Source organism: Kaistella sp., assembly GCF_032060305.1.
Taxonomy (GTDB): domain Bacteria; phylum Bacteroidota; class Bacteroidia; order Flavobacteriales; family Weeksellaceae; genus Kaistella; species Kaistella yananensis.
In genome coordinates this window covers 1-9,881 of sequence record NZ_DAMBHK010000077.1, presented here as the reverse complement: position 1 = coordinate 9,881, position 9,881 = coordinate 1, and the positions used below count along the sequence as shown (strand labels likewise).

At 39.0% G+C, this 9,881-nt stretch carries 10 protein-coding genes, 1 other RNA gene and 1 pseudogene; 4 read left to right on the top strand and 8 right to left on the bottom strand.

Translation table 11 applies throughout. The annotated features are described in order from the left end of the window. Positions 1 to 2,129 (bottom strand): valine--tRNA ligase (locus V5N63_RS10030; RefSeq protein ID WP_332033830.1); only part of this gene is annotated, 2,129 nt, incomplete at its 3' end. 124 nt (positions 2,130 to 2,253) lie between these two features. On the opposite strand from V5N63_RS10030, the gene V5N63_RS10025 reads away from it, so the two are divergent. The 3 genes from V5N63_RS10025 (at position 2,254) to V5N63_RS11930 (ending at position 4,464) form a co-directional block, all read left to right on the top strand. Further along, entirely contained in the window at positions 2,254 to 2,721 is a 468-nt protein-coding gene (locus V5N63_RS10025) for a DUF1573 domain-containing protein (protein WP_088468107.1), read from the top strand. A gap of 76 nt (positions 2,722 to 2,797) precedes the next feature. Then, positions 2,798 to 3,667 (top strand): polyphosphate kinase 2 family protein, encoded by an 870-nt coding sequence (locus V5N63_RS10020; protein ID WP_332033829.1) that lies wholly within the window; start codon positions 2,798 to 2,800, stop codon positions 3,665 to 3,667. Between the two features lie 311 nt (positions 3,668 to 3,978). Then, complete coding sequence (locus tag V5N63_RS11930) at positions 3,979 to 4,464, top strand: lysostaphin resistance A-like protein (RefSeq protein ID WP_442905812.1); 486 nt, start codon at positions 3,979 to 3,981, stop codon at positions 4,462 to 4,464. Positions 4,465 to 4,491: 27 nt separating this feature from the next. Here V5N63_RS11930 and rnpB read toward each other — a convergent pair. Beyond that, positions 4,492 to 4,822: RNase P RNA component class A (gene rnpB / locus V5N63_RS10015), an RNA gene on the bottom strand. A 96-nt stretch (positions 4,823 to 4,918) separates the two neighbouring features. On the opposite strand from rnpB, the gene V5N63_RS10010 reads away from it, so the two are divergent. After that, positions 4,919 to 5,782 (top strand): mechanosensitive ion channel family protein, encoded by an 864-nt coding sequence (locus V5N63_RS10010; protein WP_332022472.1) that lies wholly within the window; start codon positions 4,919 to 4,921, stop codon positions 5,780 to 5,782. Between the two features lie 198 nt (positions 5,783 to 5,980). Here V5N63_RS10010 and sucC read toward each other — a convergent pair whose 3' ends face one another. From sucC to V5N63_RS09980, 6 genes and pseudogenes are all read right to left on the bottom strand, one after another. Continuing rightward, positions 5,981 to 7,174, bottom strand: coding sequence for an ADP-forming succinate--CoA ligase subunit beta (gene sucC / locus V5N63_RS10005; protein WP_088468111.1), 1,194 nt, complete (start codon positions 7,172 to 7,174; stop codon positions 5,981 to 5,983). Between the two features lie 115 nt (positions 7,175 to 7,289). After that, positions 7,290 to 8,156 (bottom strand): DMT family transporter, encoded by an 867-nt coding sequence (locus tag V5N63_RS10000; protein ID WP_332033828.1) that lies wholly within the window; start codon positions 8,154 to 8,156, stop codon positions 7,290 to 7,292. 2 nt (positions 8,157 to 8,158) lie between these two features. Then, on the bottom strand, positions 8,159 to 8,419 hold the full coding sequence (locus V5N63_RS09995) for a hypothetical protein (RefSeq protein WP_332033827.1): 261 nt from the start codon (positions 8,417 to 8,419) through the stop codon (positions 8,159 to 8,161). 9 nt (positions 8,420 to 8,428) lie between these two features. Further along, positions 8,429 to 8,968 carry a hypothetical protein gene (locus V5N63_RS09990; protein ID WP_332033826.1) on the bottom strand — a complete coding sequence of 180 codons (540 nt, stop codon included), beginning with the start codon at positions 8,966 to 8,968 and terminating at the stop codon, positions 8,429 to 8,431. A gap of 2 nt (positions 8,969 to 8,970) precedes the next feature. Further along, positions 8,971 to 9,357: a DUF423 domain-containing protein gene (locus V5N63_RS09985; RefSeq protein ID WP_055042382.1), complete on the bottom strand. Its 387-nt coding sequence runs from the start codon at positions 9,355 to 9,357 to the stop codon at positions 8,971 to 8,973. A gap of 179 nt (positions 9,358 to 9,536) precedes the next feature. Beyond that, a pseudogene (locus V5N63_RS09980) lies at positions 9,537 to 9,881 on the bottom strand (hydroxymethylglutaryl-CoA reductase); the annotation flags it as partial.

The window sequence follows — 9,881 nt, the reverse complement described above, 5'->3', positions numbered from 1 at the left end:
GCATTTTCGGGTGAACGTTCTGCAATATTCTGCCATAATTCCTCAGATAAAAACGGCATGAAAGGATGCAACAATTTCATTAACTCCTCGAAATAAGCGATGGTCTGGTCATAAACTTCCGTAGAAATCGGCTGACCGAAAGCAGGTTTCACTGCCTCCAGATACCAGGCACAGAAATCGTCCCAGATCAATTTATAAACAAAATGTAAAGCATCTGAAATTCTGAATTTCTCAAACTGGTCGGCAATTTCGGCAATGGTTTTATCCATTTGGTTCCCGAACCACTCGATCGCCTGTCTGTCGGATTCGTTGGCTTTAATGTTTTCGTCTTTCGACCAGCCTTGTGTGAGTTTATAGGCATTCCAGATTTTGGTAGCGAAATTACGGCCCTGAAGCATCAATTCTTCATCGAAAAGCAAGTCGTTTCCAGCTGCGGAACTCAATAAAATTCCTACGCGAACTCCGTCGGCGCCATATTTTTCGATGAGTTCAATTGGATCCGGTGAATTGCCAAGTGATTTCGACATTTTCCGGCGCTGCTTATCGCGTACGATACCTGTAAAATAAACATTTTTGAAAGGAACTTCGTTTCTGTATTCCAATCCGGCCATAATCATACGGGCAACCCAGAAGAAAATAATATCCGGACCGGTTACCAAATCGGAAGTTGGGTAATAATAGTCGATTTCTTTATTTTCGGTATCCAACATTCCGTCGAAAACGGAAATTGGCCACAGCCAAGAAGAGAACCACGTGTCGAGGGCATCTTCGTCCTGCTTTAAATCTGAAATTTTTAAATCTGAATTTTGGGATTTCTGCTTCGCCAACTCCAGCGCTTCTTCAATGGTTTCGGCAACGACGAAATCGTTTTCTCCTTCACCATAAAAATATGCAGGAATCTGCTGTCCCCACCAAAGCTGGCGGGAAATATTCCAGTCGCGGATGTTTTCCATCCAGTGTTTGTAGGTATTTTTGAATTTTTCTGGGTGGAATTTAATTTCATCATTCATTACCACATCCAACGCAGGCTTGGCGATTTCCGACATTTTCAGAAACCACTGAACGGAAACTTTCGGTTCGATCACCGCACCGGTTCTCTCTGAAGTTCCCACTTTATTCACATAATCTTCAGCTTTCAGCAAAAGTCCTTTTTCTTCAAGTTCTTTCGCGATGGCTTTTCTTACTTCGAAACGGTTTTTTCCTGCGTAGTGAAGTCCGTGAGCGTTTAAATTTGCGTCATCATCCAAAGAATCGATCATGGCCAGGTTGTGACGTTTTCCGATTTCGTAATCGTTGGTATCGTGGGCAGGAGTAATTTTCAAAGCTCCGGTTCCGAATTCGATATCTACATAGTCATCCTCGATAACGGGAATTACGCGATTTGCGATAGGAACAATTACGTTCTTGCCTCTTAAGTGCGCATATCTTTCATCATTTGGATTGATGCAGACTGCGGTATCGCCGAAAATAGTTTCCGGGCGCGTTGTTGCTACCGAAAGGAAATCTTCAGTTCCCTCAATTTTATATTTTAAATAGTAAAGCTTCCCGTTCTGTTCCTTAAAGATTACTTCCTCGTCGGAAATATTTGTTTTTGCTTCCGGATCCCAGTTCACCATGCGGTATCCACGGTAAATTAAACCTTTATTATACAAATCCACGAAAGATTTGATGACCTGCTGAGAAAGCTTAGGCTCCATCGTAAAACGCGTACGTTCCCAGTCGCAGGAACAACCCAGTTTTTTCAGCTGCTCGAGGATGGTTCCGCCATATTTGTCTGTCCAGTCCCAGGCGTGTTTCAAGAATTCCTCTCTAGTGATATCAGATTTATTGATTCCTTCAGCTTTCAGTTTTGCCACAACTTTTGCTTCTGTCGCGATCGATGCGTGGTCGGTTCCTGGAACCCAGCATGCGTTGAAACCCTGCATTCTGGCACGTCTTACCAACACATCCTGAATGGTATTGTTCAGCATGTGACCCATGTGAAGGATTCCCGTTACGTTTGGCGGCGGGATCACAATCGTGTACGGCGGTTTATCATTCGGTTCCGAATGGAAATAATTATTTTCGAGCCAGTAACTGTACCATTTATTTTCTGTTTCCTGCGGGTTATATTTCTCTGAAATCTGCATAGGATCTTTGTTTATCTTAATAGGTGCAAAAATAGGCAAATAAAAAAAAATTATTCAGGTATTGAAATAATTTTTAACTTTGTCCTTCAATATTTATCAATAAATCAATATAACATTTAAAAATATGAAAAAATTATTTGCAGGTTTGTTTTTAACCGCATCATTCGCAATGGCTTCAGCACAATCAATTTCTTTTGATAAAACAACATATGATTACGGCACTGTAAAGACCGGCGCTGACGGACACAGAATGTTTACGGTAAAAAACACGGGCGACAAACCACTTATTATTTCCAGAGTACAGGCATCTTGCGGATGCACTACACCGGAATGGAGCCAAGACCCGATTATGCCGGGCAAAACCGCACAAATTAAAGTGGGTTATAACACAACAATCGTAGGACCTTTCACAAAGATTATCGAGGTATATTCTAATGACCCGGAAAACAGCAGATCAGTAATTACCATTAAAGGAACTGTAGACGGCAACGCTGCCGCAGAGGCTGTAGCGGTAGCAGCACCTGCCGCAGAATTATCTGCAAAAGCTGCACCTGCACAAGCTAAGAAAAACGTAAAGAAAGCTGCGAAATAAGCAAGTTCATCAAATTAAATCATAAAATCACTTCGTTACTGGAGTGATTTTTTTATTTTTAAGGAAAATAACAGATATGGATTTAGATTTCAGCGATAACTTTATCGCCAAAGGGAAAATTTCAATAAAAGAATTAGCCACCAAATACAAAGGCGATTTAGATAAGGAAGCAGGCAAAAAAATGCTCTTGGACGAAAAAATAAAGCTCCGCGAACTACAGGAAAGGTTGTATGCAGATTCCGGAAAATCTTTATTAGTCGTACTACAAGCGATGGATGCAGCCGGAAAAGATTCCCTGATCGAGCATGTTTTCGGCGGCGTAAATCCGCAAGGCTGCGAAGTACACAGTTTTAAAACGCCAAGTTCGAAGGAATATTCTCATGATTTTTTATGGAGACATTACCTCGCTCTTCCTGAGAAAGGAAAGATCGGAATTTTCAACAGGAGTCATTACGAAAGTGTTTTGGTTTGCAAAGTTCATCCGGAATATAACCTGAATGAAAAAGTTTGGGATTCCGTTTCCGATTTTGATGATAAATTCTGGGAAGAACGCTACGAAAGCATCAGAAATTTTGAAAAACACCTCTCCGAAAACGGCACTACCGTAATAAAAATTTTCCTTCATATTTCTAAAGAAGAACAGAAAAAAAGATTTCTCGACCGTATTGATGAGCAGGACAAAAACTGGAAATTCTCCATGGGAGATTTGCCCGAACGCGCCCTTTGGGACGAATATATGAAGGCTTACGAACGCGCCATCAACGAAACTTCGAAAGATCATGCGCCGTGGTTTGTCATTCCCGGTGATGATAAATGGTTTGCCAGAGTTGCCGCGATTCAGATCATCATTGATGCTTTGGAAGGAATGAAACTGAAATTCCCGAAACTTTCTGAAGAAGACCAAAAAGGGTTGGCTGAGGCGAGAAAACAACTGGAAAACGAATAGAGATGACGATTTGGAGAGCGATTTTTGTAACAGTTTCTTTCGTTGTTATTTTAGAGATATTTCAAATAATCCCCATTTTACTGATTGAGGTTTTTGACTTGACCGCTGAAAAACATCTAGTACCAGTCGAAATTATTTCCACAAGCCTAAATTTACTATCTTTTTATATCTATTACCGATTATTCATTAAATCCCCACTGATAGAAACCAACAAAATTCGGACTGTACACTTTTCATCAGTCTTCTTAATTTTCTTTATTGTAGTAGGAATAATACTGTTCAATAAGATTTTTATTAATGGATACAATTACATTTTTAATCACAACTTTACGGTCATAAAGAGTACTCAAAAAATTTCTGAGTTCAATAGATCTGCTTACTTTTATTTATTTTCCTCAATTATAGCTGCACCAATTATTGAAGAAATTGTTTTCCGAAAGTTTATTTTCATGCAATTGCTGCAGAAAAACTCTCTCTTAAAAGCTATACTTGTTTCAAGTTTCTGCTTTTCAATAATTCATTTTCAGGATCTTAGCAATCTTTTGCCAACCTTCGTTTGGGGCATCTTTCTATCAGTAATATTTTATCAAAGCAAAAATATTATTTATCCCATCGTTGCTCATTTTCTTAATAATGTAATCGTATCAATATTTGCCTTTTATAACAATACAATTCCCACGTATTTTCAGGAAATAAAATTCAGTTTGTTGTATTGGCTCATCACCCTTTCGGGACTTGCGATCGTGATTATTTCAATGAAAGTATTCATTAATAAAACCAAAAAAGCAGAAACCTAAATTTCTGCTTTTTCTGTCTCATTAAAAACCACAAGAAAAACTGTAAGCCGGATTCTGTAGATTCGCCGAAGCGAAAATGCCTGTTATTTATCTGCGCTATGCATTACTGCATAGCTTTAGCTGTTTACCCCTCGGTTTTTGGAGCGAGCAACTCCTATTTTTCATTGCTGAAAAAAATCCGATATACTTAACATTGCACCGCAAAGAGTTTACCTGATTTCACTATAAATTAATATACATCCTTTCTGTTGCACTGGTCCTGATCTTGCGACCGACGGGTGTTACCCGCTTTGCAGCTCTGTGGTGTCCGGACTTTCCTACCCCAAATTAAATTGGAATCAACAGGCCGTTCTTCTTGTGGGCGACAAAGATAATGAAAAATCAAGTCTGCAATTATGTTTATGTGGTAAGATTATTGCTTGCTGAAATCTCTTAAATTTGAATATATTTGAAAATGGAAGAAGTTACCCAGTTAAAATATGTAGACATTGTTTATAATGTACTCGAAAGATGGTACCTGAAATTTGCACAGGTCACCCCCAATATCGTTGTAGGACTTATTGTTTTTACCCTCATCCTGCTCATGAGTTCTTACCTGAGCAAATTGGCTGTAAAGGTTTTTCACCGTTTTTTTCCCAAGAGCAAAAATAAATCTATCGTCACGTTAATCGGGATTTTTAAATTCCTTATCGTTCTCATGGCCGCATTTATTGCCTTTGAGATTATGGGACTTGGTGGTTTTGTGCTGAAGTTCTTGGGAAGTTTGGGCGTTGCCGGGGTGATTGCGGGTGTGGCTTTAAAGGATTTGGTGTCATCGATGTTTTCGGGGATGCTGATTGGTATTGACAAAGCTTTTGCGGTGGGCGATTATGTTTCGATTAAAGGAATATCAGGGACGGTAGAGACCATTGGATTTCTTACGACTAAAGTTATCACCGATGAAGGAAAGAAGGTTTATATCCCAAATCAGCTGATTTTCAGTGCACCGTTTATCAATTATTCGGCTTCTTCGCACAGAAAAGTTTTTATTGATCTTGAAATTCCCAACAATGAAGATTTAGAGAAAGCTAAAAAAGTGATTGTGGACGAAATTCACACTTTTGATTTTGCAGAAAACAAAGACAACGCCGAAGTTATTTTCCTGAAACAAAGTCTCGGAATTTTCTATCTTGAAGCAAGATTTCAGATGAAAACGGGCGAAAAGATAGCGCATGTGCGGAGTGAGGCACTTTTAAGGATCAAGAAAAAATTGGATGACAACGGAATTCAGCTTGCGACACAGACCCAGATTGAGACCGGAAATTCGGTTCAGGAATAATTTTGTTGAATCCCGAAACCCTTAGCCCTGATTGAAACGGCATCCTTTTTTGACATTGCGCGTCCGAATTTTCCGACAGGTTTCTTCACCTTGTTCGCAATGACAAAAAAGATACAGTGGAAAGCAGGTTCCCGGCTCCTAAAAACAAAAAAATCCGTTCAAAATTAACTGAACGGATTTTTTATTTATCTGAAAATCTTAGTGACCTAAAACTTCTTTTACTTTATCTGCTGCTTCCTGCAATGTAATTGCTGAATGCACAGGCAAACCTGAATTGTCGATCAGTTGTTTTGCTTCGATTGCGTTGGTTCCCTGAAGACGCACGATTAAAGGAACAGGAAGGCTTCCCATTGCTTTATATGCATCTACAACACCCTGTGCAACACGATCGCAACGTACGATACCACCGAAAATATTGATCAGGATTGCTTTTACGTTAGGATCTTTAAGGATGATTCCGAAAGCTTTCTGAACTCTTTCTGCATCAGCAGTTCCACCAACATCCAGGAAGTTTGCAGGGTTACCGCCTGAAAGTTTAATGATATCCATCGTAGCCATCGCCAAACCAGCTCCGTTTACCATACAGGCAACGTCGCCATCAAGTTTCACGAAGTTAAGACCAGCTTCGCCAGCTTCTACATCTGTAGGATCTTCTTCTCTTGTATCTCTTAATGCTGCCAAATCTTTGTGACGGAACAGTGCGTTGTCATCCAAAGAAACTTTAGCATCTACCGCGATAATTTTATTGTCTGAAGTTTTCAGAACCGGGTTGATTTCGAAAAGAGAAGCGTCGATTCCTACGTAAGCGTTATATAAATTGGTGATGAATTTTGTAAAATCTTTGAAAGCATCTCCACTCAAACCTAAGTTGAACGCGATTTTTCTTGCCTGGAAGCCCTGAAGCCCAACAGCAGGATCAATTACTTCGTTATGAATTAAATGAGGTGTTACTTCTGCAACGTGCTCAATATCCATCCCACCTTCGGTAGAATACACGATCATATTTTTCCCCTGAGCTCTGTCTAAAAGGATAGAAACATAAAATTCTTTAGTTTCAGTTTCTCCCGGATAGTACACATCTTCAGCAACCAAAACGAAGTTCACTTTTTTACCTTCAGCAGATGTTTGTGGAGTTACCAGCTGCATTCCGATGATGTTTCCTGCGTTTTCTTTGAGTTTTTCAATGTTCGGGGAGAATTTTACGCCTCCGCCTTTTCCACGACCACCAGCATGAACCTGAGCTTTTACTACCCAGCCTTCGTTTCCGTTCAGTTCTTTTAATTTATTTGCTGCATCTACTGCTTCCTCAACATTGTTTGCGACAAAACCTCTCTGGATGTTTACTCCGTACTTTGCCAAAATCTCTTTAGATTGGTATTCGTGAAGATTCATAATATTTTAATTAGATTTTTATTTTTTTAAAAGATTTACAAATTTAAGAAAATTTGAGAAGATAATGATTGAACCTGAGCAAATTTTTATTTTAAAACCGTTTTAAAATTTACTCTTACACCGTTTTCGGTTTTGTTTTTTCATAAAAGGTTGTGGCGATTCCTGCCAGGATAATAATACTTCCCAGCATTTGAACCGGCGTAATCTTCTCACCAATGAAAACTGCAGCTAAAAGAGCGGCAAAAATAGCCTGACTGAGAAGGCTGAGAGAAACCCGTGTTGCCCGCATATTCTGGGTCGCATAACTGATGAGAAGCCACGCAATTAACTGGCATACAATCCCCTGCACCAAAAGTGAAATCCACGCTTCATTTGAAAACCCGACAAAATCCTCGCCGAAAGCAACATTTACGACAAAGAGAAAAACGGTGGAGAAAATCATGCTGTACGTAATAAAAGTAATCACTTCAACCTTTTCCAAAACCGTTTTGCTTACTAAAATATATAAAGCGTAAAGCAATCCCGATAACATTCCGAGGAAAAAAGCGGCGTCTAAATTCATTTCCACAATCGTGTCAATACCAACGAAAACCATCATTCCCAATAAAGCGATGAATGTTCCAAGCCAAAAGCTTTTCCGCGGTCGGTAATTCAGAAATACAAAGGAAAAAACGCCCACCCAAATCGGTGAAAGATTCGTGAGCAGCGTAGCCTGGGTTGCTGATGAGTGCTGAATCGAGATATTCCACACGGCAATATCTGAGGCGAAAAGTACTCCGCATACCGCCGTAAGGAACATCAACTTAAAGTTTTTTAAACCAAGTTTCCCTTTGTAAAGTGCGATAGGGAAAAGAATAACCGATGCAATTGCCATGCGGTAAAATGCTGAAATAAGTCCTGAAGTAAGGTTCATGCGAACGATCACGGGAAATATGGAAATGCATAAAATTCCTACGAATAATGCGATTCTTGCTTTGCTCATTTTTAATATTTTCTGCCAATTTCCTTGCAGATTTCTAAATAATGATCTGGCATTTTCGAAAAATAATTCGTTTCGTAATATTCATCCGTATGCGGAATATAAATACTGTACTTTTTGCCTAAAGGAATAAGCGGGATGAAAAACAGGGTGATATAATTTCTGAAAACTTTAATCTCAGCATTTACCATAAAACCGTTCTTGTTGATTTTTCTAGTTTCCTGACCGACTAATTTATTGGTGTTTCCTGCGATGAAAAAGAACATAAAATTTCATTATAATTCCACAAAAGAATTCGCAATATTCATAAACTCATTAAGATTCCTGTTGCGATCCTTTAATTCACTCCATGAAATGATTTGATAATAATGTGCGGGCGTTTCCACAATTGTGAGATGATAAAAAAGATCGGCCTCAGTTTGATCTGTACCATCGGTTAATGTACCTTGCACTAACAGCTCCACTGCATCTTTATTGTCGATTTTCAACTTTCTTGGTGCGGAAACTGTTCTCTTTGCACTTTCAGCTAATCCATCAAGCAAAGACTTTGCATAATATTCGCCTGCTTCTGCAATATCTGCAAACGCAACCTGAAGCGAAGTCAGATGCTCCTTTTCAGTCTGAATAATGACTACGTATTTATCATTCACCGCATTGGTAAATTGTGCAAGTGCGAAATCATTCAGGTCATAGCTTTTTACGTAAGTGGAAGGCACTGCAATTTTTATTGGATTACCTACTTTATATTCTTTCATTTGCTGTGCAGAAAAAACTCCAAACAACAGCACGCTAATAATGGCGAGTTTCAGCTTCATAATTAAATTTTATTCTTCAAAAAATAAAAAATCAGCATCGCCCATGAAACAATCATCATCAGTCCGCCAAGTGGTGTAATGGGTCCTAAAAACTTAAAGTTTAAACCGTTTATTCCATTAAACGCCAGCAGATAAATACTGAATGAAAAAATGAATGTTCCGGCAATCATTAATATAGAGATCCATTTTTCTGTTGGTGTTTCGAATTTCAGAATATATCCAACAATCAGTAAAAACAATGCAGAATACATCTGATAACGAACCCCGGTTTCAAAACTGGTGAGTTTCTCCACCGATAAAATCTTCTTTAATGCATGCGCACCGAAAGCACCTAAAATAACGGAAAACAGCCCGTAAACCGCGCCAACAACCAATGTAAATGTCTTCATATTATAATTCTCCTTTTTGATTCATGATAAAGATTTGTGCCACCATGGACAAGATACCAATTAAAACAAACATCCACCAAAACCGCTTTGATTTGGCAAATCCTTGCTCTTTCGTAAGTTTCAGAAATATGCCGAAAATGAATAGCAAAAACCCTAAAAATAGCTGAAACATCTCTGTATTATTTATTTCTTAAATGATTAAATTCATTGATGACTTCGTGATGCGAAACGGTTTTGTCTTTAAAATAGTTCACAAAGTGATTTTTCTCTTCCTCCGTTGCGCCCAACTGATTCAAGATATTCAGAAGATGCATTTTCATATGTCCTTTTTGGATTCCTGTAGTCACCAACGATCGCAGGGCAGCAAAATTCTGAGCCAATCCGGAAACCGCCAAAATACTCATCAATTCCTGCGCAGAAGGTTTTCCTAAAAGTGCCAAAGAAAATTTCACGAGCGGATGAAGATTCGTCAAACCGCCTACCACACCAACTGAAATCGGCAGATCGATCCAAAACCTAAAAAT